This window comes from Paenibacillus suaedae, from assembly GCF_032337355.1.
Classification (GTDB): domain Bacteria; phylum Bacillota; class Bacilli; order Paenibacillales; family Paenibacillaceae; genus Paenibacillus_B; species Paenibacillus_B suaedae.
Genome location: NZ_JAVYAA010000009.1, coordinates 86,908 through 109,149 on the forward strand (window position 1 = coordinate 86,908; position 22,242 = coordinate 109,149).

A 22,242-nucleotide genomic window follows, 5' to 3' on the forward strand; every position below is an offset into this window, starting at 1 on the left:
CTGCTCCTTACATTGTTAATTGCAGTTGATCTATTCTTTTCTGTGCAGGATCGAAGCCCATTTCAGCACTTTCTTGATAATAGGCAAAAGATTTTGCTGAGTCCCCAATAATTTCATAGAATAGTCCCAGATTAAATAACGCTTTGAAGCTTCCTACTCCCAGAACCGTTTCATAACGAGCTGAATCAGGTTCTCCTAGCTCCAAACAAGTAGTGAATAATTGCGGGATAAGAGAAAATTCAGATACATTTTTAGATTCAATAATAGAAACGCCATACATAAAGTATAAATCGGTATATTCAGGATATTTTTCAATACCAAATAAAAATAATTTTTTCAGCTGATCCCACTGCTTTAACTTCATTAGACTGTAGGCCAACTGTATTACTAAACTTGGATAATAAGTAGGCACTTCACTTGAACTTTCAATATAACGGTTGGCTTCTATGAACGAAGTTACTGCTTGAGTGTAATCTCCCTGAACATAGAAGGTTCTCCCTAATTGGAACAGTACATATGGATTGTGAGGTTGCACTGCAAGTTGCTTTTTTAGCAATGCAATATTTCTTTCGAGTTTCCGTTTTCCGCTAACAATTTCTTTTTGGTAACCCAAATGGTTTATGGAAACTCTTGTCTTCTGAGGAGTAATTGTCATTCCATTTAACATCAGTTGTTCGTGTATTACCCCATCGTAATAATATCCTTGTTTATTTTTGAATATGCGAGATATGTAAGTTTCACTTTGTTCTTCGTTGGAAATATAGTTTACAATTTTGACTTGACCGACTCCGGTAAGCTTTTTAATTGTATTTTCTAGTTCCTCTTTTCCACCAGTGAATCTCTCATCTGCATCTAACATGAAAATATAGGGTTCTGAGGCTAAAGAAATAAGATGATTCCTAGCTTTACTGAAATCCCCTTCCCATTCATATTGGAATACAGATGCCCCAGCCCTTGTAGCTAATTCTATAGTTCCATCACTTGAACCTGTATCTAGAACAATAATCTCCCTGACAAATCGCGAGACGGATTCGATACATTCTACAATTAACTCATCCTCATCTTTCGCCAATATGCATATACTTATTGGAAGACTCACTTCTATTTCATCCTCCTAAAAAAGAGGAGGGGTCCCGCAGGACTCCTCCCCACTTTTTTATTTATACTCGAAATTCATTCCATTACTTTCTTTGCCGTCCGGGTTGATGACTTTAACTTCAACAATACCAGGAGCAGCAGCTTGCGGCGATCTTAGGCGTACTCGCGTGCTATTAATAAATTCTGCCGCATAACTTACGCCATCAAATGTGACAGTGGCCCCCTTCTGATAATTAGCCCCGTCAACATAGACCATTGTACCACCATTCACTGATCCACTTGCAGGTAATAACACAGAAATCTTTGGTGCCGGAACTACCGGAGGTTCATCATAAGTAAACTGTGCAGTTACTGACGCCCCGCTTGGATGTGTAAGTACAATATCGACTGGCCCTGGTTTTTGGGCAGGCGGAGTTCTGAAACGAATTCTAGTGCTATTGATAAATTCATAGTCTATAACATTACCATTAAACGTAACTACTATACTTGGTTCCAAGTATATCCCGTCAACGTATACTAGTGTTCCACCATTAAACGGCCCTTTATTTGGAGTGATGCTTGTAATTTCTGGTTTAGACTCTTCATACGTATACCCGTTAGCCATCTTTGAGGATTTACCGTCGGGATTAGTCAAAGTAACATCAACACTACCTGGGTTTGCAGCAGGAACCTTAACACGTACACGTGTTGAATCGATATAAGCATATAGACTTACTGTTGTCGTATCGATCGTCACAGTAGCTCCCTTTTGGAAATCAGTACCTATAATATCAATAATATTGCCGCCCTTTTTATTCCCTGAATTAGGCGAAACAGAGGTAATGACAGGGTCAGGGAATACCGGAGGTGCATCATAAGTAAACCCTGATTGGAAGACTACCGATTTATTATCCGGATTTACCACCTTGATATCCACTGGGCCTGATTCCGTCGTAGCCGGCGTGCGTAATCTTAATCTTGTAGCGTTAATAAATTCGGGTTCCAACTCAACTTCTGTAGCACCTTTAATCAGGTATAATTTTGCACCTTTTTGGAATTCCGCTCCATCCACATAAATCATTGTTCCACCCGCCATCGGCCCGTTGGACGGTATCACGCTTTTTATTGCAGGCGGTTGCTTCTCAGGTATTGGCAAGAATGTGAATTCTTTCCCTAATTCGCTTTTCTGACCGTCTGGATTTATTACTTTGATGTCCACTGTTTCAGCTTTATCCCATAACGGTGTACGTATGCGCATGCGTGTCGAATCTATAAAGTCTGCACTTAACGCATCAGACTCACCGAAAATAACTTTGGCACCTTTAACAAAATCAGACCCATCAATATAAATCATCGTACTGACATCCATTCTCCCGGAATTAGGGGAGATCGATTTAATTGTAGGTGCTGGCGGTGGTGGCGGCGTAACATATTTAAACGCCTGCGTAAGAGTAGCAGGCTTTCCGTCTGGATTTACTACTTTTACATCTACAGTAGCAGCATCAGCCCATACCGGAGTCTTAATTGATAATTTTTCAGATGATATAAACGATACAGTCGGTATCTTTACGTCATTAAAAAATACTTCGGCTCCTTTTTGGAACTCTTTACCTGCTAAAGTAATTGTTTCGCCACCAGTTGTAACCCCCTCTGTCGGGGTAATGGAAATCAATTCCATTTTTGGAGGCTCGTTATATGTAAACCCGCCTTTAGATGTAGCAGTTGTTCCATCTGGATTCTCGATCACTACATCTACAGGGCCTGGCTTATCAGCTGCTGGTAAATCTACACTAAGAGAAACATCATTATTATAAGAAACATTAGGAGAATAATTTTCTCCAAATTTCACTTTAACGCCTTTCAGGAAATATTTACCATAAATTTTAATTGTAGTTCCTCCACCCATTGGTCCATTTGATGGAGTTACACTCGTTATTTCAGGATTAGCATAATAATTGAAGTCCGCTAGGGCAAATTGGTTATCGTCATTCGTGACTTTAACTGATACCTTCCCTTGTGAACCAGCAGGTGTCTCTACTGTAATTTCTTTATCGTTTACATAAGTTACATTTTTTGCATAAGCGCTTCCAAAAGTAACCGTAGGATTAGGGCGGAAATTCTCACCTTTAATGGTGACCGACTCTCCACCTGTTACGTTTCCTTTATCAGGAGTAACTGAAGTAATTACTGGTGCAGGATATTTGACTTCCACGCTAGCTGAAGGGATACGATATGATCTCTCTACTCCAGTATAATCCTTATAAGTTATGATAGATTTCGTCGTCGATACTGGAATTTTCCCATTTTTCCCATCAGATTTGTGACGAACTTTATACGTAAAAGTAAGCGTATCCTTTTTAAGCTCAAGGAATTTCCAAGTCAACGTATTGCCTGTTACGACTGGTTTCGGAATATTATGATCATAAGAGTTAGGAACAATCTCAAATTGATCAGACACTTCATCCGTTACTGTTACGTCATAGGCACTCGTCAAACCAATTTCTTTAACAATTGCTCCATAAATCTCATTTAACCCTACGGAACCCAATACAAAATGGTGATGGCGAGCTGTAGTCGCCATATTTTTCATCAACTTATTAGGTTCGCTGCTTTCTGGGTTTTCGCCTGCGTTAAGCAATGCGATCGTATAGAATACGATTCCCGCATCCTTCGCTTCAAGAGCCTTCTTCAACGCATAGTCAAAAGCATTTAACCCATCTCCACCAACTGTAGCCGCGCCATCCGTTAGCAATACGATTACTGGCTGCGCTTCAGGACGGTGATTAGCTAGAAGCTCTTGCGCTTTACCAATCGCATCTGCTGTAGCTGTTCCGCCATTGGCCGTTATTTTATCGATATAACTTTTTGCTGCTGCTTTGTCTGTTGTGAGATCAAAGTTTTTAATATCCGAGCTATAGTCTACAATGCCTACCCGATGCTTCGTAAAATCCATCAGGTCGATAAATCCTTTAGCAGACTCTTTGGCATCTCTCATTTTGTCTGTTCCCATACTGCCGGATCTATCGATTACTAAAATTACATCATTGGGTTTAACGACGTTAACAGGTGGTGTACCTTCAATATTCAATGTTACTTCTGTTTCTTCCCCCACTAGAATGCTTGCTGGGTTAACAAGTTTATTTGCGGTAACATAATCCGTTGCCGCCGATGCATAGGGAATATTGATTCCGCTAATAGCGATTAAAAAGGTGAGCATTAACACCGCAATACGATTCACTCGTTTCAACGTACTGCCTCCTTGAGTTACTTTTTTTTATCAAAAAAATACGATTCCTGAATGGCAGGAGAATCGTATAATGATTGAGACTTTCTTTGAAACATTTCAGATTGATTCTTTTTAGCCGATAATATTTTTTCTACTTGACCATTCAAATCGTATACTTCACGAAGTAACATCTTCTCCTGATTCGAATAATCATTTTCTGTGTTACTTGCAAGAATAGCAAATAGGCCATCTAACTCATCTTCATTATCAAAATACAATTTGTAATTTTGTGAGCTAGTGATTACTTGGTATATTTCGCTTATACGATTTAAAGCATCTGTCACGTTCATCCGTTCACCTTGTTACTCTTCACAAGCTGAAGCGCTTGGCGCCATGTGTCTGAGTAATCCTTAGCAAACTCCAGGATTTCATTCAAATCAGAAACGCGTTTTGAAATAGCAAACTCGTTCAATTTACGTAAATAATAATGATAAAGTGAATACAATTGACGAGCAATATCATACTCAAAATTTAGTGTTGCGATCAATTCTGTAAGAATCTCTCTTGAGCCATGAATATAATTCATCATTTCATTCATTTCTTCTTTTTCAAAATACATTTTCGCCATGTTCAATTTGCGATGCAACTCTTCGTATAGTAGGAGTGTTAAATCACCGGGACTCGCTGTTTCTACTTTTGTCTTCAAATATTGTTGTTTGTAATTCGATGCGATCATTTAAACATCTCCTTAAGTTGATCGTTGAAAATGACTTTTTTATTGCCCTAATTGCTGAGAAAGCCACGAACCTTGACTATTCAATTTTTGCAACGCCTTTTCCATTGCCGTAAATTGCTTATAATACCTTTTTTCCACCAATGCTACACGGCTCTCAAGCGTTTGCATTCTCTTGTTCATTTCATCAATATCTCTACCATATTGGCTATTATCAACAGCATCGGATACTTTCCCTGAACCTATTCTCTTGATAATCTTGTTAATTTGATTTGTCAAATCGGTATACAGTCGATCTGCATATCCTGTCTCGGATTTATAGTTCGGATCCTTCTGATCAAGATTACTTGTTTTTGTAAACATTTGCATAACTGCATCAGGATTTTTATTTACTGCATCTTGTAGTTTTTGCTCATCAATTTCTAACTTTCCTAGTTCTCCGGTCATACCTTTTAAATAACCTTTAAAAGTTATTCCGATGTCTGAGAGTGAATTCGGCTCTCCTAGCCCCTTAACGTTATCAACTAATGATCGGCGCAAGGTGCTTACTGTTTCCTGTAAAATATCATCACGATACAACAGACCTACTTTAGCCTTGGATTCCCACAAGTCGATCTGCTTTTCCGTCATACCTTCTCTTTCTTCCTCAGTCAACGGCCGATAGTTTCTGTTCGGTCTTGCAGATGTACTCTGATTTACTTTATCGACTAAATCATTATATTGTTTCACAAACTCTTTTATTTGAGATACAATATCGCCAGTGTCACGTGTTGCTGTTACGGAAACATCCGATGTAGATACACCCTTCAGATCAAACTTTACCCCGTTAAACTCAAACGAGTTATTTTCTAACTCCATTTTCTTTCCATTCAGTACAACTTCCGCATTAGTGCCTTGTGCCGAAGTAGAAGTTATGTTAAATATTTTCGCAAAGTCGCCATTGGGATCTTTTATTTCAATTTTTGCAGAAGAGCCAGTAGACGTTGAAGACATCATAAAGCTTTTATTGATACTATCGTAACTTATCGTCGCTCCTGCCTTGGAGTTGCTTATTTTCTTCATGACGGATTCATAAGTGTCATCACTATCCACATGAATATTTACACCATTTACTTCAAAATCCCCATTGAAAGATATTTTATCCCTCACATCGATTGGATTTTTAGCTCCGATGAGTACTGCTGACGAGGCTAATTTATCGACTCTAATCGAATAACTGCCGCTTACAGCACTGGCTGAAGATGTTGCCGTTACTACCCCGTTATTGCTGCTTACAGCATTTTGCTTATTGAAGGAAGTTGCAAACCTCATTTTGTCTACTATGCTTCGAATAGATGTCAACGTACTATTCATGGTTCGATACTCATCGCGCTTCCACATGACTGTCTGTTTCTGCTGCTTGATCTTATCAACCGGCATACGTTCCACTTTCATCAGGTCTTTAATCATTTTATCCGTGTCCATACCTGAGGCTATTCCTCCAAAACGGATCGGTGTTGCCATATTTTCCACCTCACATTCTGCTCATGCCTTTTCATCTACAAATAGACCCAATTGCTCACAGAGATTATACATAAGGTCTATCAGTTTTTCAGGCGGGATTTCCTTAACAATCTCATTCGTTTCAGTATTCATTACCTTAACGACGATTTGGTGAGTTTTCTGATGAACGGATAATTTTAAATGGGTGTCTAATCCACGCAGAGCCTTATTACTCCGTTCAATCATGTCGTTGAATTGTTTCTCTCCGATAGATGGCACTATCTCTTGGTGACTTGACTTAGCATTCTTCAATCCATCTTCGAGTATAGCCAAATTGTCGCCACGGGAAATTATGAATGGTTCTGGGAACGATTCAACCCGCACGATAGACAACTCCTTCTACCCGTATATTCAAGAAAAACCGACCGGTGAGCCCGGCCGGTTCCATTCTAATTAATTGATTAACGAAGCAATTGAAGAACGCCTTGTGGTTGTTGGTTAGCTTGCGCCAACATAGCTGTAGCAGCTTGTTGAAGAATGTTGTTCTTCGTGAACTCGCTCATTTCTTTAGCCATATCAACATCACGGATACGGGACTCAGCTGCTTGCAAGTTTTCAGCAGTTGTGCCCAAGTTGTTGATTGTGTGCTCCAAACGGTTTTGAACAGCACCAAGGTCGGAACGAATTTGGGATACTGCATCAATAGCGCCTTGAACAGCTTTCAAGTTATCAGCTGCAGTTGCGTTTTTGCCATCATCCAATGCTTTAAGTTTATCAATAGTCAAGCTAGCTGTATCAGCAGATGCCAATGAAAGGGTAATTGTATCTCCTTTGTTTGCACCAACTTGGAAGATAAGCGCCTTTTTGTCTACAGCTTTACTGATCAAATCTTTCGTATTGAACTTCGTTTGGCTGGAGATAGAGTCGATTTGAGCAGTCAACTGACCGATCTCTTTGTCGATCTTCGCTGTATCAGAAGTAGTCAATACTTCGTTCGCTGCTTGCGTGTACAATTCTGCCATACGTTGCAACATTGCATGAGTTTCATTCAACGCACCTTCAGCAGTTTGGATCAAGGAAATGCCATCCAAAGCATTTTTGTTAGCTTGCTCCAAGCCGCGGATTTGGTTACGCATTTTTTCGGAAATTGCAAGACCTGCTGCATCGTCTGCCGCACGGTTAATACGGTAACCGGAAGACAATTTCTCCAAAGATTTGCTTTGTTGTGTGTTGTTGAAAGACAATTGACGTTGTGTGTTGTAAGCACTGATATTGTGGTTAATACGCATAATTAAGTTCCTCCCTGGAATCGTATAATGGTGCTCGCTTCCTTGCTCACACCCTCTGGCCATGCTAGATTCTTCGGCCGCTAGAATCATTGCGAATGACCTGCTATATAATATATCGGCATTGAATAGTCGAAGTTTATAGCTATTTCTTCAATAATCGAAATTTTCTTATTTTTTTTGCTTCAGCAACGCTCCAATTAGTTCGATCTGATCAAGTGTTAATTCCGACTTTGAAGCAAACTCGTTCTGTTCTTTAATGCTCTTATATATCTCCTCACGATAGATAGAAATATCAGAAGGAGCCTCTATACCTATTCGTACCTGATCACCATTTACTTCAACCACAGTAAGAACGATGTCTTGTCCAATCATAATTTTCTGGCCTTTGCCTCTCGTCAGCACTAACATACTATCCCCTCCCTATCGGATATTGCAACTGATATTGAGGACCATCCAAAATAATTTGAGAAGCGCGACGATTAACGACGTTAATAATAAGTGGTGCCTTTAAATTAATTGTGGTACTATTCTGTCGAGCAGTGAGGATGACCCGAATAACCACTTGTTCTTGCGACGAAATATCTAATGCGTGTTTTGTCTCTTCACTCAGATCAAATTCATACTCTGACGCAAATTCAAATGGATCAACAACCATAAATGCCAAATTACTGTCTCTAGTACACTGTAACAGCTCTATTGGAAGATCAGGCTCCATAGAATTTAGCCAAACATATGTTTTGGATTCAGGGAAACCCAAAACCCCTTCCTGAAATCCCACAAAATCTTCCTCAGAAACTTGCAGTATGCCAAGACGCGAAGATTTCACTTCCATCTTTTTATCCCTCCCAAAATAAAATAGCTATAGAGAACTTTTAGTTCTATATAGCTATTTCACTACTTCATTATACTACTGCATCCAATTGTTTACCGCTACTAGAAAAGAAAAGATAGTTCTTCTGAATGAGATAAGGATTAACCTTGCCCGGATAGTAGTCCACTTTTGGTTGAGTACGAATAAAATCGAATTTCACGCCCCCATTTTTCCATTCCGTATCTACTTTTCCAGGAGTATATTCTATATCTACATTATCATAGCTCGGTGATCCGCAAACTTCGATCGGATATTGTCTGAACATTCGTTCTCTCGCAATCTCAGCAAATGCGTTGGCCTTGTTATGAAAAGCCATCATCCGATCACCTTCACTTGATATATTAGCAATGTTTTGCATCGATATTTGCAATGATTCCTGCGCGATCCGATCGGTAACTTCCTCAAGCCTCGCACTCCCCAATGCTGACCAAGCCTTGCGAGAGTCAATCTCTAATTTACCATCGCTACGATCCATTTGCACAGAAACCTGTTGCTGGGAAATCTCTAGCTTTGGGGTTGGAGTTTCGATATTGAGTCTCCCGACTTCACGTTCCAATCCAACTTTGGAGTACTGTTGATCAATTTGTATCCGAGGGATATTCATATCACCAACATCCTATCGCAAGAAATCAAGCAAGCTTGGACGAGAAATACGTGCAATTGTATCTAACGAAGCCTGATATATACTTTCTGACGTTTTCAACTCCGTAATAACCTTAGGCATGTTTATGTCCTCAGTCTCAGCTTGTAAACTTATATAGTTCAAATTTAAATCTTCTAACCGACTCGTCGTAAACTCCAATCGGTTTTGTTTTGCCCCGACTTCTGCTTGCGCAATGGTTAGCTTTTCAAGCATACCTTGCAGCTTTGGGATCGCTCCTGCGACTCCGCCAGTATTATCATTCAAAAGTGCCTGTTTCATATCGTCAACGATCTTGAACATGTTATCTGAAGAACCATATTTCCCAAATACTTTGTCCCCCAACATATTTACATCGACATAAATACCCGCACCTACTTGGTATTGAACAACACCATTATCTAAATCATAAGTTTGTTTTGCAGGATCTGCAGGGTATGGTTGCTGATCAATACGTTGGCCATTAAAAATATATTTCCCTTTAAATTGGGAATTCCCCAAAGAAACTAAGTGATTGTACAACTGTTCCACTTCACGCGCGATATTCTCTCGAGCATCCTTAGGAACTGTATCCGTTCCGCCTTGAACTGCGAGTTCGGATAACTTCTGAACAATCTGAGTAGTTTCGTTCAATACTGTATCCGTGAACTTCATAAACGAATCCGCATCTTGTACATTTTCTTCAAACTGTGCCGTCGAACTAATCTCTGCACGATAATGCAGAGCACTTGCCACACCGACAGGGTCGTCGGAAGGACGGTTCAAGCGGCGGTTTGTCATGAGCTGCTCTTGATATTTATCTAGGCGCTTAAAATTATTTTGCAAATTCTTCATCATGGAGCTGCTCATCATTGATTGTGTTATACGCATGTTACTCTTCCTCCTTATCTACCGACGACGCCGGTGCCGTTGATGAGTTTGTCCAACATTTCATCCATCGTAGTAATAACGCGGGATGAAGCACTATAAGCATGTTGGAATTTAATTAAGTCTGACATTTCCTCATCCATAGATACACTGCTAACTGCTTGACGCAAGCTATCTGCATGATCCGCCAGCAGCAAGCTGTTCTCTACCATCTTAGTTGCATGATCGGCATCCGTACCGAGCTGCGCCACGACCGATTGCACATAACTGTTAATCGTCGCAGATTTCGTAACTGCACCTGGTTGTGAGAAGCTATATACCTTCTCCGCCAAGCTGGCAATAAGCAGAGCCATATCGCCGTTCCCCTGCAATGGAACTTCTTGTGTTGTACCATTAGGCCCTTGGCGTACTTCTGTGCGCATCGAAGCTGCAATGTTCTTCACGTCGCTCAATATATCTGCGTTTACCCTCATATTGCTAGCAGTGATCGGGCCGCCATTCTGCGATACAAAGAAGTCTCCGCCTTGCTTGGCTGGCTCTTGCAGGGCATAGCCCATCTTGTGCAAACCGTTCAGACCGTTCACCGTGTACTTTGCATCGTTCATGAGCTTACGCGGGTTGGATGGATCCATAACTGCATTCGGTATAGATACCCCAGGCGGCAATATCGTACCCGCTGGGATGGTAACCTCAACTGGCCCATTCGCAATCGTATTCGCGATGATGTCCAATTGACGTTTATATTCGGCAACATGAATATCTCTCGATTCCACGTAGCCTTTAATCTCACCATCTGTTAATGCACCAATGTCGCCGTCCGTAATTTGCGTCATCGCCATATTATCAATGACAAGTGTGCCGCCAAAGGTTACTTGATACGTTTCTTCCCCTTCAACAACATTCACGTTGCCAAGTCCGGAGAGCTGATCGACCAGCAAATCCCGCTTGTCCCGCAAATCGTTGGCATTGTCGCCAAGACCTTCAATGCGCTTAATCATCTGCGTCAGGTCTGAAATTTGAGTTATATAGTTGTTGGCTTCGCCAATCTTAACGTTGATTCGCTCAGTCAAGTTATTCTCAAGTACATTCAATTGATTGGAAATATGATTGAATGTTTCCGTCAGTGCAACTGCTTTCTGCTGTACAACTGTACGGGCAGACAGATCAGAATTGCCTGGATTTTTGCTTAACAGCTGCCAAGCATTCCAGAACTCAGATACACTCTTTGCCAAGCTATTATCAGAAGGTTCGTTGAATACACCCTCAATATTCCCAAGCGTCTCCTGTTTCACCTTCCATGTGGAATGAACCGTATTCTGATTGCGATATTCAATATCCAGCAAGAAATCGCGTACTCGGCGAATACTGTCTACCTCAACCCCCATACCCAATTGATTCGGGTTTCTAGACGAGTTGTACATGCCCGGATAATCAATCGGACGTGCAGCCGTCAACCTTGCGACTTGACGCGAATAGCCAGGCGTATTCGCATTCGTAATATTGTGACCTGTTGTGCTGATGGACGTCTGGTGGGCCATAATGCCCCGTTTACCAATTTCTAATGTATGAAAAGTCGAACGCATCGCTCGCTTCCTCACTTTCTCCGTAGCTTCGCACTTCAGCTTTCTATCTGTTATCTAAATAGGTAAAGCTGTACCTTTATAACCTGCTTTCATCCTTGCTTCTACGCTCTTGTGTCGAACATGCTGCGCGGTGTGCTCGAGCTGGCTTGTGCTGGATGTTGATACACAACTTCATCCTCTGGTCGGCTCATATACAGATTCAAGGAGTATTCGACAAAGGACAACGATTGCTGCAACAGTTCCTGGATAATGACATTGCTTTCCTTCAGCTTATGCAGGGTATCGGACAAATCCCGCTGTATATTCAGCAGCTCCACGCGTTCCTCCGCTTGGAATACAAGCCGAGCAATTTCCGTCACCGTCAAATTCAACTGGGATCGTATGCCCTTCTCCTGTATGAACTCCTGTGTTGCCTGCAACCGCTCCTCATCCGCCTCCGCAACCTGCTTCAACAGTCTGGATTCCTTCGTCATAAGCTGCGACAAGCCTTCCACGTCGTTCTTGATGATCACTTGCTTCTTCTCTTCTGCAATATCAAGCAGCTGCTTGTGCAAGTCGTTCAGAAGCGTTAGCGATCCAATGATTCGCTGCACACTCACACCTGTTCCTCCGCTCATTTGTTCTCTTTACGGAACAATGGAAGCATCTTCTCTGCAATCTTGTCCGCTTCCACATGATAGGTTCCGGTAGATACCGCCTTCTTCAAATCTGCAATGCGCTCACTGCGAGCAGGATCATGTACCCGGTTCTGTGCTTCTAGCATTTCCTGTGCTTCAGTCGAGATGATCAGCTCATCCTTGCGGGAAGGCTTCTGCGATGCACGATTCATTGCCTGTTGTTTCTGAGAATATTGGATCGCGCCAAGACGCTGTGTTTCATTAATTTTCATCCCATTCACCTCGTTCCATAAGACAAACTTATATCGTTATCCATCATTGATGAAGCACCCATTACATCTTTCAATATTGCCTTTTGACTGCTTCATTACTGCTTCATTCCATCTTATCAATAAGAAAAGCCGATAACCTTTACTAAGATTATCGGCGCAGTGTCAAGAATTATTTAGATGTATTGTCATGAATATTATGAACTTAATCTAAAAAATCTCATTTCAGAGAGTTTTGTTATTGACAAACTCCAAATTTGAATTATTCGCGTGTCCGTTTCGTATCAATGACACGATAGGCGCCATCCCCCATGCGAGAAGCTTCCTTCTTCTCATCTGTACCAACTACTGTCTGTGTAAGCTCTTTCACAAGGCGAGTTCGGCAAGATTCGCACATATTCCCTTCGCGTATCGGCTGGCTGCATATTTCACATTCATAAGTCAGATTCGGTGCCTGATATATGGAAATGCGCCCTTCTTTAATAAAACGCGTGATTTGACGAACGCTTACTTCTGTTGCTTCACTCAGCTCATGCATCGTGGCTTGACGTGCTTCACGCAGATAAGCAGCACAGCGTTCATACTCCTGTTCGATTTCTTTCAAGCAATTTGGACAGAGATCTCGGAACGCCTTGGCAAAAAGAACTCCGCAGCGCAGACAATTGCTCAGCTCCATGTCATTCGCCTCCTACGATGCTTCATTTCTTCATCATATCGCAATATTCGGCAGATGACGAGCAAATTTTTATTCATAAGCCTTGCACACTTTACATACCAGCTGGAACAGCCTCTTATAAGCTTGAGGACGCATCTCATTCTCAGCCTTCCAAACCGTAATCGCCTCTCATCTCCGAGACGAGTAGTCGTACTGCGCTCCTCTTCGTCTATGCCCTCGCCCACGTATAGCTGACAATCGAGACCGGACAGTCAAGATCCCTGCATAAGGACGATAGCTTGCGAGAATAGGCTCTTATCGTACTCCCTGTTGTATATACATCGTCAATAAGAAGTACCCGCAATTCAGCTGCGTTGCTCCCTTCTCTCCCCTTACAAGCACCCCAGGCCTCTTGCAGGCTTCTCCCCGCCCATTGATGCTGCTTGAACGCATTAGATATGCTTCGCTCCCTGCCTATTCGAGATTGCTTGCTCTGCTTCTCTGCATCCTGTGTGCGCGCCAGAAGCTCTACGACCGGCCTCCCCCATTCTCTCCCCAGCGCCCGTGCGAATTGCTCTGCCTGATTGAATCCGCGAACTTGGATACGCTCCCGAGTAGATGGTACATATGTAATGAGATCTGGCAGAATCGCATCCAACTTGCCCTGGAACAACGCAGTGATCCCACCATCTCTAATGCTTGGTCGCCGTTCCCACACGGTGGACAGCAGCGGTTCATAGGCAAGCTGCATCATCCTGACCATGACCAACTCATACACTCGATCCCCCTTGAATTTATACTGAGACAGCCATTGCTTCATTTGTTCGTCATATCGCACCACGCTTCGATTGGCTCTTAGACCGTCATTTCGCAAAGGATGGCGCTGACAATCTGGACAGCGGATCGCTCGCCCGCAATATGCACAGCCTAATTCACGAATCCATGGGATTAGATTGACACACTTATAGCACACCAGAGACATAAGGCTCTGTTCGTAGGGATAAAGTGGACGTAGAGCTGTATCGTTCATCCGAATGGATCTTTTGCAAATGATACATGCCTGCTGACTCGGACTAAGCATCCCGCCATATATCTTCTCCAGCAAGTCACCCCATCTCATTCTTCTACCCAATCCGCTGTCTCCTGACCGCTCCTGACAACAAATATCCTTTTCTGGCTGCAATCCGATTCATGTCCCGAATTTGCCGAACTGCTGACCGCTGTGATCGATTCCACTGCGGGGAGCCAAACACGACCAATCCTGCAGGATCATCCTTCGAACGCCCTGCTCTGCCCGCCATCTGTACTAGTGAAGCTGCATCGAACAAGCGATCGTCTGCATCAAGAATGAATACATCGCTCATCGGTACCGTCACACCTCGTTCCAGAATCGTTGTCGTGACGAGCACACGAATGTTCCGTTCTCGAAATTGAATTACTTTATCCCCTCGGCTCTCATCTGCCGCTGACGTTCCATCGATATGGACACCGGGAATACGTTCGCGCAGCAGACGTACAAGCGGATCTACTTGACGAATACGAGAAAGGAACACAAACAGCTGGGCACCTCTACTTACCGAATGATTCATGCGTGCCAGCAGTAGTGCTGGCAGCCCATGTGCAGATAAGCACTGAGCAACCGAAGGCATTGTGATTCTCATCGGGATAGGAAGTGGATGACGATGGAAACGCACTGGCACCCTAGCATGAGAGAGCTTGCCTCTTCGAACATTCTGCTGCATCGCCTCTGGCGGTGTCGCGGATAAATAGACGAACACACCCCCGGGCGTACAAGCGCGTTCTGCTGTACGCTGCAGCATCGGATCATTATGATAAGGGAATGCATCCAGCTCATCGATAATAGCTAATTCGAAGGCCTCCTCGAAACGAATCAGCTGATGGGTGGTCGCGATAGTAATATCTCCATCTCGCCACCGTTCCGGGCTGCCTCCATACAACGTAACGACCTTCTGTGCAGGAAACGCCTTCTCTATCCTAGGCTTCAATTCCAGTACAACATCACGTCGCGGCGTGGCAATCAATACACGTCCACCATGCAGCAGCGTGTCCTCCACGAGTGGAAAAATCATCTCCGTCTTTCCAGCCCCAGTTACGGCCCATAATAAAAAGGCGCCCTTACGCAAATTGCCCCTTGTTCCCTGTACCGTACTTCTACTTCCAGATGTATTCATCTCAGACAGCCTAACAACTTGGTTCCTCGCACGAACTCCATCAATATAATTCAATGCCTGTTTACTCGCCTCTAACTGTGCTGGAGCCAGCCCCCACTTCTCTAACTGCTCCTCTCGATTCGAAATAAGCGCTGCGGCACTGTCGTCACCTCGATACAGCTTGCCAGCAATCAAAATAGAACAAGACCGGCAGCGCCCCACATTCAAGCATTGTGTACACGTCCAGCATTGTAAAGAATGGCAAGTCGAGCAAGTGGAGCTGCTTAAACCCTCTGAACCCCCACAGCGTCCGCAGCAAATCGTAACCGAGGCTTTATAGAGGGATCGCATGACTCGTTTCAGCGGGGAAATACGGCTAGCAGTAGTAGGCAGCTTACCGCCGTCATCCCGGCGAGTAAATGACATCCCTGCCCTCAGCTCCACCCAGCCATGCAGCCACCCCCACTGGATGAGCGAATATCTGCTCGCAATTAAATGTTCCGCTCCCGCATCCCGCAGGAATTGAATCAATTCTTCATCCAAAAGCAATCGACCACAAATTCCATAGGCGATACGATAAGCATCAGCATGCAATGCGGACCATACTCCTGCCTGAGACACACCTTCCCCAAGGAAAGAAGCAGGCAGCCCAGATGAATTCGCATCCCATTGTGTTGTTGCATAGGCTACGGATTGTTCTGCGACCCGATACATAGGCTTCTGCTTTTCCATGACGAACAGCTTGGAGGTCGGCTCCGAATATGGCGCTTCGATAATCGCAACAGCTAGGTGCTCCTGCATCAGCCTCCGCTTAGCTTCTTCTTCAAACTCCTCCACACACGGGGAAAGAATATCAGCAAAATAACGAACCCAGCCCTGCTCTCCCCAACGCTCCATAGCTTCGCTTGGCTTGAAATGTTCCAGCACAGCGAGGCCAACTTGAATCGGCAGCTGCTGATGCAAAACAACGAGTTTTGACCCACGGGACAGGCTCCCTTCCCCTGCTAACCAATAGCGTACATCAACACGCCAATCTACAGTGATGCCCGAGTGCCATCCGTACTCCGTGCGCACGGCATAAATTCTTACTTGCATGACTATTCCCTCTCCTTCGCCATACGGCTCACCGGAGCATGCTTGCTGCTTGATATCTGGATGCGCATCTGCTCAAATTACGCAAAAAAAGCACACCCCACCCGTGGAATCGGGTGGCATGTGCTTCATGCCCAGCGCCTTATCGTATTTGTATAAAATTGTATACGAATCGACGGATTCTGACAACCCTAAACTTCAGAAAACTTCCCAAATTTAACTGTATTTGTAGTATTTTCGGTTCAATATATTCCATATCTCCCCGAACAACACCGCTTACAAGGCACTTCGAGCCTTGAAGGGAATTTTCCGCCAATCTTCTGTACTCCGTGGCTCAATTACAATTAATGTCTCTTCCGCTGCTCGCTGCTTCAATCCTTGCAGTGTTGCTTCAAGCTCATTCCTTTGAATCACAAGTAAGTTCCAGCTCACATCGTAGCCGCTCATTACACGTGAAGCAATTGGAAACGTTGCGTCCGTGGAACCGCTATCGACAAACGTGAAATGCAGCTTGCGTCCTTTCAGCCAAGCAAACCAACTATACGCACGAATCACCCATTCGATATGGCGTTCATCATTTTCCGTCACAAGCACGACATGCATCCAAGGCGCAGGTCTAGCGCCGCGTACGAGCTGCCTCCATTGATGAGCCAGATGAACGGCTGCTACCGCGATTCCGAAGCATCCCACAATCCAACATAGCATTGCGATCATGCGGCCACCTCCTTACTACCAAGTGTATGCCGCAATAGATGCCAAGGTGACGGACAAACGCCAGCTAGCCTTGTGATTCAGTTCTAGGGACGGTGTACTATAAGGTTACCCAGCCGTTCTTAATGGAATTGATGACCGCTTGGGTTCGATCATCGACCTCCATTTTCTGTAGGATGCTGCTGACATGATTTTTAACGGTCTTCTCACTAATAAATAAGAACTCGCCAATCATCTTGTTGCTCTTGCCTTCCGCCATCAAGCGAAGTACTTCGGCTTCACGTCTTGTCAGTGGATTATCTTCCGCAGCAATGAACTTCACGCCTGCATCTCTCGATTGACTGCTCACGATTCCGTTGCCGTCAAGCAGTGTCATCCGTCGAAGCTGCTGAATAAGCTTGCCCGTTACCTTCGGATGGATGTAAGCATACCCCGTTACAACCGAACGAATAGCATTAATTAAAGACTCAGCCTCCATATCCTTTAACAGATAGCCAGAGGCGCCTTTGCGCAGCGTTTCGAATACGTAGCTCTCATCATCGTGTATCGAAAGGATGATTACCTTTACATCCGGAAAAATATCACGCAATCGTTCTGTAGCGATCACACCATTCTCAATTGGCATATTAATATCCATCAGAACAACGTCCGGCACTTCCTTATTGCAAAATTCCAGCACCTGAATGCCATCTCCGCATTCGCCGATGACCTCCAGATCGTCCTCCATATTCAATATACGCTTCAAGCCCTCACGAAAGAGCTGGTGATCGTCAGCAAGGAGTACTTTTATTGTTTCTATGTCCTTCTTACGATTCTCCATAAGGTTGCTTACTCCTCTCTCTTCTCCACATTCGTCGGAATTTGTATCACGATGCGAGTTCCACGGTTCTCCGCCGAATGAATTTCCATACGGCCTTCGAGCAGCTCCACCCGCTCCTGCATGCCCAGGAGGCCAAAATGAGCGTGCTCTTTCGATTTTTCTTCCAGGGACTCTACCTTGAAACCAAAGCCATTGTCACGAACGATCACGCGTACTTCCTCTTCGTCATACGTCAATTCACATGTAACGTAAGAAGGATGCGCATGCTTCGCTGCATTGGTGAAGGCCTCCTGGACCAACCGGTAAATAGCTGCTTCCATCGCAGAGCGCAGCCGGCGTTCCAGCCCTCTAACCTCGAATGAAGTCTTAATTCTGTGCTTGTCTTCATAGTCATGTATAAATTTGCGCAGAGTCGGTACAAGCCCTAAATCGTCCAATGCCATTGGACGTAAATTAAAGATCACCTTGCGGATCTCTTCTAAGCCGAAACGAACCTGCGATTTTAAATCTACTATTTCGTTCTGCACCATTTCAAATTCCTGCTTATTTAGCATTCTTTCTACAATTTCCGTCCTAAGCACTAGATTAGCAAGGGATTGTGCGGGGCCGTCATGAATCTCACGCGCGATCCGCTTCCGCTCTTCTTCCTGTGCCAGAATGATCTTCAATCCGAGCAGCTGCCGAGTTTTGGCGGATTCCAAAATACGTGTTACCTGACTCAAATCACCGGATAAATATTCAAGCGCAACGCTCATCTGAGAGCCAATTGTCTCTGCTCGTTCCACAGAGCCCTCAATCGCGCGCAATCGTTTCTGAATATCGTCCCGCCGTGTCTTCAGGTAACCTTCCTTCTCCCGATACATCATCAGCTCAAGCTGCATCTGCGTCGCCTTTTCATAGGCCTGCTTGATATCTTCTTCGGTGTACCGGACAAAATCACGGCTCACATCTGTCAAACGCAGACGAGCTAGACGATAGTTCCGCTCCAGCTCGTCCACCTTATCACAAATTTCAGCAGTCTGATCCATAACCATCTGCAGTTCTGCTGTCATGGCAATCGCTTCATTCCGAGACGAATCCAATATTTCATAAATTTGATATTTGCTTTCTTCCATCACTTTGATGGCGTTCTTAATGACGCGATCAATGACATCGACTTGATTATCCACTAACGTTCGGTCTCCTCGTTCATAAAAGGATGAATGGAATTTCAACCTTAATGATACCACATCAATGGATAGTAATGGACTTCGTATTTTGCTCCCATTTTACAGTTAGGCCTAATTGTTCCGATACGAAGCGAAGCGGGACTAAAGTCCGACCTTGTCGAATAATAGGTGCGACATCCGATGCAAGTCGAGAGCCGTTGCGAACGAATGCTTTTTGGTTCACGATCATTTCAAGGAAACGTTCACCGCGCATAATCGTGACCGTCTGCGCTGGACCATTCCAGAGTGCTTCGCCCCCAAATGCATCAAGCACAACTCGTACCGGAACGTAGGTAGAACCGTTCAGCACGATAGGTGCTACATCCAGGTTCTTCACAGTACCGTTCACCTTGGAAGACTTGCTGTTCACAGTCAAATTCATTGTAGCTGTAGGGAAAACATCCGATGAACCAGCAGGAAGCTGTGCGATCAGGTTATCAAATGCAACTGTTCCTTCTGTTGCACGTTCGTCCTGATCTTCCTTGAAGTTAACCAAATACATTCGTTTCAGCTTAGCCGGATAAGAAATACCCAATGACGATAAATCCGCTTCTACCGTCTTCCAACCTTCCCAATTGATCGATTCTGCTACATTTACATAGTGAATTTTCTTATTCGCGTCATGGATCTCTAGTCGCAAATTGGTAAAGCTCTTGTCTCCATAGACGTCGAACTTCAGACCGCTAGTGCCATTAGGAAGTTCCATGCCTGTAGAACCATTCAATTCTGCATAGGCAAACTTATCAGCGCTGCCGCCTGCATTCATATCATAGGACAGCTTCAATACTTTGTCATTCGCACCGCGGCCGCCAAATCCGCCTTCGATGCTGACTTGTCCCTTCGTGCTGCCCTTCGGCAATCCAGAGAAGGAGACACTCATATTTGTTTGATTGAAATTCTCTATTAATTTCTCCGATCCAAGTGTCAGAGGAATCATAGTTCTCAAGCCATCATAGCTGGCAATGGCATAGCCAATCTTCGATCCTTCTGGAACCGAATTCACTTTAAGCACGCCATCCTCAACCTTACCGTTGAAGCCGCGAATCTCCCATTTCACAGCAGATGAAGGTACTGTCGCCTGATTGCCATTCAGCAAGGTAGCCTTCACGGGAACAGGAACACTTGCGCCGGCACTTAGTGGAGCTGAGCCGGTAGCGATTTGCAGGCTTGATAAGTCCTTCGCTCCGATGATCGTTACCTCTGCAGTCGTTTTCGCTCCTCCGGATGTAGCTACAATGGTAGCCTTGCCTGAGGATTGAGCGACGAAGGCATCCTTATCCCACTTCATCTTGCCGTCCGCAGCACTCCATTTCACATCCAAGTTAGAAGCATCTACCGGATTGTAATGCTCATCATAGGCCTTCATGCTGTATGTTGCACGCTGCCCGATAAATAGCGTTTTTTCTCCACTTAGGGTCATGCCCTTCACTTTGCCTGCTGGAGCTGTCGTGAACACACCGAGACCGTTGACAACAGAACGAACATTGTTACCTCCTTCTTTGGTTTCATGTGTCAGCTTCGTATCGAAATCGCCTAATGGCCGATTCGTCATCGTTGTGGAACCACCGCCGTCCAGGTTTACCGCTTTCCAGATACCTGCCTGTACAAGCGCCTGCTGGAATTCCTTCAATGTAAAGCCCGAGCTTACACTGTTCGATTCAGCTGTTACGATGTAAGCGTAACGACCATCCTTCGAGTAGCCGACTGCTGTACGAGCTGTTACACCACTGCCGCTAATGCCACTCGTATCACGCGTGAAGCTGGATGCCTTGCCGTTCTCAACGAGCAGCGTATGACCGCTTATCATCATTTGGAAGGAGGACGGATCTACGGATTGGCCTGTCGACTGAGACAACAGTTTGTAATCAATCTTGAGAGATGTGCCTACCTGCATTGTGCGGCGCATGAATTCCGCAGCCTGCCCGTGTCCACGCAAAATAACGCCATCTTCAGGAACCTCCATCGGCAGCGCACCCATATTAGAGATTTGCTCTACGACCCCATTGCGTACAAGTACTTCGGTAGGCGTTGTGGTCGTATCATTCGGCCGCTTCGTTCCTTTCCAAGCGCTTGTGTAGATGTACATCGCATTGATATGACTATGCTGTTTCCCAGGCTCTTTATCATATTTCATCTTGTTGATGCCTGACAGCGGGAACGATTGACCGTCCGCCACGGCCACATTTCCTGTGAAGCGATACTGATCGATGGTAGGCGTACCACTCTTCGTGACGGCAAAGGCATACATGCCTGTCAGCTCTGCAGGGCTTGTAATCATGACTCCGTCCGAAATGGAGCCTCCCATTGGAACTTGGTCGGAGCCCATCATCCAATAGTCCCCGTTTACACCAGCAACTGCCCCAGTTTCCTTCGTCATCTTCGTGACTGGGTTCCCGGTAGCTGTCTTGCCGTCCTTCCCTGTCATGACATCCAGCTTAATATAGGGATTGCTTAAGTCGGCCTCAATCACATTCATTCGAGTCTTATACGTTTTCGTGCCCCGCTGCAGCGCGTATTGGTAGGTAACCAATCTAGCACCTGAGGTAAGTATCTCTTCGCTGAGCTTTTGCAATGAATTCAATGGTGCTGCATATGTATCCCCACTAGTCGAATCTATTGGTGCATCCGCATAAACATAGTTTCCCCATCCAAATGCAGGCTGAATGAACAGTGCGCCGGATAGCACGACTGCTGCCGCCTTTTTCCCCATCCGTCTTGTGTTGATGTGGCGGACAGTTTGATTTGATTTGCCCATGTGTCTCTCTCCCATTTCGTCCTATTATGTATAAATGTCAATATGTTCGCGTGTCAACTCTACTATTATATAGACTACCAAAATCGACAAAAAGTTGCGATTTTGTTACGTATTTGGTGGATTTTACGATATAATGCCTGAGCAAAGCCAGGATGAAAAAAAGAAGCCCTGCCTTC

General features: G+C 44.4%; 21 protein-coding genes. All 21 read right to left on the reverse strand.

Annotated elements, in window-relative coordinates:
- Positions 1-7: 7 nt before the first annotated feature.
- The 21 genes from RQP50_RS26620 to RQP50_RS26720 all read right to left on the reverse strand — a co-directional run bounded on the left by RQP50_RS26620 (position 8) and on the right by RQP50_RS26720 (position 22,066).
- Positions 8-1,099, reverse strand: a complete 1,092-nt coding sequence (locus RQP50_RS26620) for a tetratricopeptide repeat-containing glycosyltransferase family 2 protein (protein ID WP_315747233.1) — start codon at positions 1,097-1,099, stop codon at positions 8-10.
- A gap of 57 nt (positions 1,100-1,156) precedes the next feature.
- Positions 1,157-4,315, reverse strand: a complete 3,159-nt coding sequence (locus RQP50_RS26625; RefSeq protein WP_315747287.1) for an IPT/TIG domain-containing protein — start codon at positions 4,313-4,315, stop codon at positions 1,157-1,159.
- A 26-nt stretch (positions 4,316-4,341) separates the two neighbouring features.
- Positions 4,342-4,647, reverse strand: coding sequence for a hypothetical protein (locus tag RQP50_RS26630; protein ID WP_315747234.1), 306 nt, complete (start codon positions 4,645-4,647; stop codon positions 4,342-4,344).
- A gap of 2 nt (positions 4,648-4,649) precedes the next feature.
- On the reverse strand, positions 4,650-5,039 hold the full coding sequence (fliS, locus tag RQP50_RS26635; protein ID WP_315747235.1) for a flagellar export chaperone FliS: 390 nt from the start codon (positions 5,037-5,039) through the stop codon (positions 4,650-4,652).
- A 39-nt stretch (positions 5,040-5,078) separates the two neighbouring features.
- A complete protein-coding gene (fliD, locus tag RQP50_RS26640; RefSeq protein ID WP_315747236.1) occupies positions 5,079-6,539 on the reverse strand; it encodes a flagellar filament capping protein FliD in 1,461 nt (486 codons plus the stop codon).
- Positions 6,540-6,560: 21 nt separating this feature from the next.
- A complete protein-coding gene (locus tag RQP50_RS26645) occupies positions 6,561-6,902 on the reverse strand; it encodes a flagellar protein FlaG (RefSeq protein WP_315747237.1) in 342 nt (113 codons plus the stop codon).
- Between the two features lie 77 nt (positions 6,903-6,979).
- Entirely contained in the window at positions 6,980-7,807 is an 828-nt protein-coding gene (locus tag RQP50_RS26650; protein ID WP_044353817.1) for a flagellin N-terminal helical domain-containing protein, read from the reverse strand.
- Positions 7,808-7,975: 168 nt separating this feature from the next.
- Entirely contained in the window at positions 7,976-8,215 is a 240-nt protein-coding gene (gene csrA, locus RQP50_RS26655) for a carbon storage regulator CsrA (RefSeq protein ID WP_021258859.1), read from the reverse strand.
- A 1-nt stretch (position 8,216) separates the two neighbouring features.
- A complete protein-coding gene (gene fliW, locus RQP50_RS26660) occupies positions 8,217-8,639 on the reverse strand; it encodes a flagellar assembly protein FliW (protein ID WP_315747238.1) in 423 nt (140 codons plus the stop codon).
- Between the two features lie 70 nt (positions 8,640-8,709).
- Entirely contained in the window at positions 8,710-9,282 is a 573-nt protein-coding gene (locus RQP50_RS26665; protein ID WP_021258861.1) for a DUF6470 family protein, read from the reverse strand.
- Between the two features lie 12 nt (positions 9,283-9,294).
- Positions 9,295-10,188 (reverse strand): flagellar hook-associated protein FlgL, encoded by an 894-nt coding sequence (gene flgL / locus RQP50_RS26670; protein WP_315747239.1) that lies wholly within the window; start codon positions 10,186-10,188, stop codon positions 9,295-9,297.
- Positions 10,189-10,202: 14 nt separating this feature from the next.
- Positions 10,203-11,768, reverse strand: coding sequence for a flagellar hook-associated protein FlgK (gene flgK, locus RQP50_RS26675; RefSeq protein WP_315747240.1), 1,566 nt, complete (start codon positions 11,766-11,768; stop codon positions 10,203-10,205).
- A 101-nt stretch (positions 11,769-11,869) separates the two neighbouring features.
- On the reverse strand, positions 11,870-12,367 hold the full coding sequence (locus RQP50_RS26680) for a flagellar protein FlgN (protein ID WP_072729267.1): 498 nt from the start codon (positions 12,365-12,367) through the stop codon (positions 11,870-11,872).
- A gap of 14 nt (positions 12,368-12,381) precedes the next feature.
- Positions 12,382-12,657, reverse strand: coding sequence for a flagellar biosynthesis anti-sigma factor FlgM (gene flgM / locus RQP50_RS26685; RefSeq protein ID WP_072729050.1), 276 nt, complete (start codon positions 12,655-12,657; stop codon positions 12,382-12,384).
- Positions 12,658-12,916: 259 nt separating this feature from the next.
- Entirely contained in the window at positions 12,917-13,330 is a 414-nt protein-coding gene (locus RQP50_RS26690; RefSeq protein WP_072729051.1) for a TIGR03826 family flagellar region protein, read from the reverse strand.
- A gap of 208 nt (positions 13,331-13,538) precedes the next feature.
- Positions 13,539-14,441 (reverse strand): ComF family protein, encoded by a 903-nt coding sequence (locus tag RQP50_RS26695; RefSeq protein WP_315747241.1) that lies wholly within the window; start codon positions 14,439-14,441, stop codon positions 13,539-13,541.
- Positions 14,434-16,575, reverse strand: a complete 2,142-nt coding sequence (locus RQP50_RS26700) for a helicase-related protein (RefSeq protein WP_315747242.1) — start codon at positions 16,573-16,575, stop codon at positions 14,434-14,436. Before RQP50_RS26700 ends, RQP50_RS26695 begins: the two co-directional genes overlap by 8 nt.
- 273 nt (positions 16,576-16,848) lie before the next feature.
- Entirely contained in the window at positions 16,849-17,286 is a 438-nt protein-coding gene (locus RQP50_RS26705) for a glycosyltransferase (RefSeq protein WP_315747243.1), read from the reverse strand.
- A 97-nt stretch (positions 17,287-17,383) separates the two neighbouring features.
- Entirely contained in the window at positions 17,384-18,103 is a 720-nt protein-coding gene (locus RQP50_RS26710) for a response regulator (RefSeq protein WP_021257133.1), read from the reverse strand.
- 8 nt (positions 18,104-18,111) lie between these two features.
- On the reverse strand, positions 18,112-19,272 hold the full coding sequence (locus RQP50_RS26715; protein ID WP_315747244.1) for a sensor histidine kinase: 1,161 nt from the start codon (positions 19,270-19,272) through the stop codon (positions 18,112-18,114).
- Between the two features lie 61 nt (positions 19,273-19,333).
- Complete coding sequence (locus RQP50_RS26720; protein ID WP_315747245.1) at positions 19,334-22,066, reverse strand: stalk domain-containing protein; 2,733 nt, start codon at positions 22,064-22,066, stop codon at positions 19,334-19,336.
- Between the last annotated feature and the right edge of the window lie 176 nt (positions 22,067-22,242).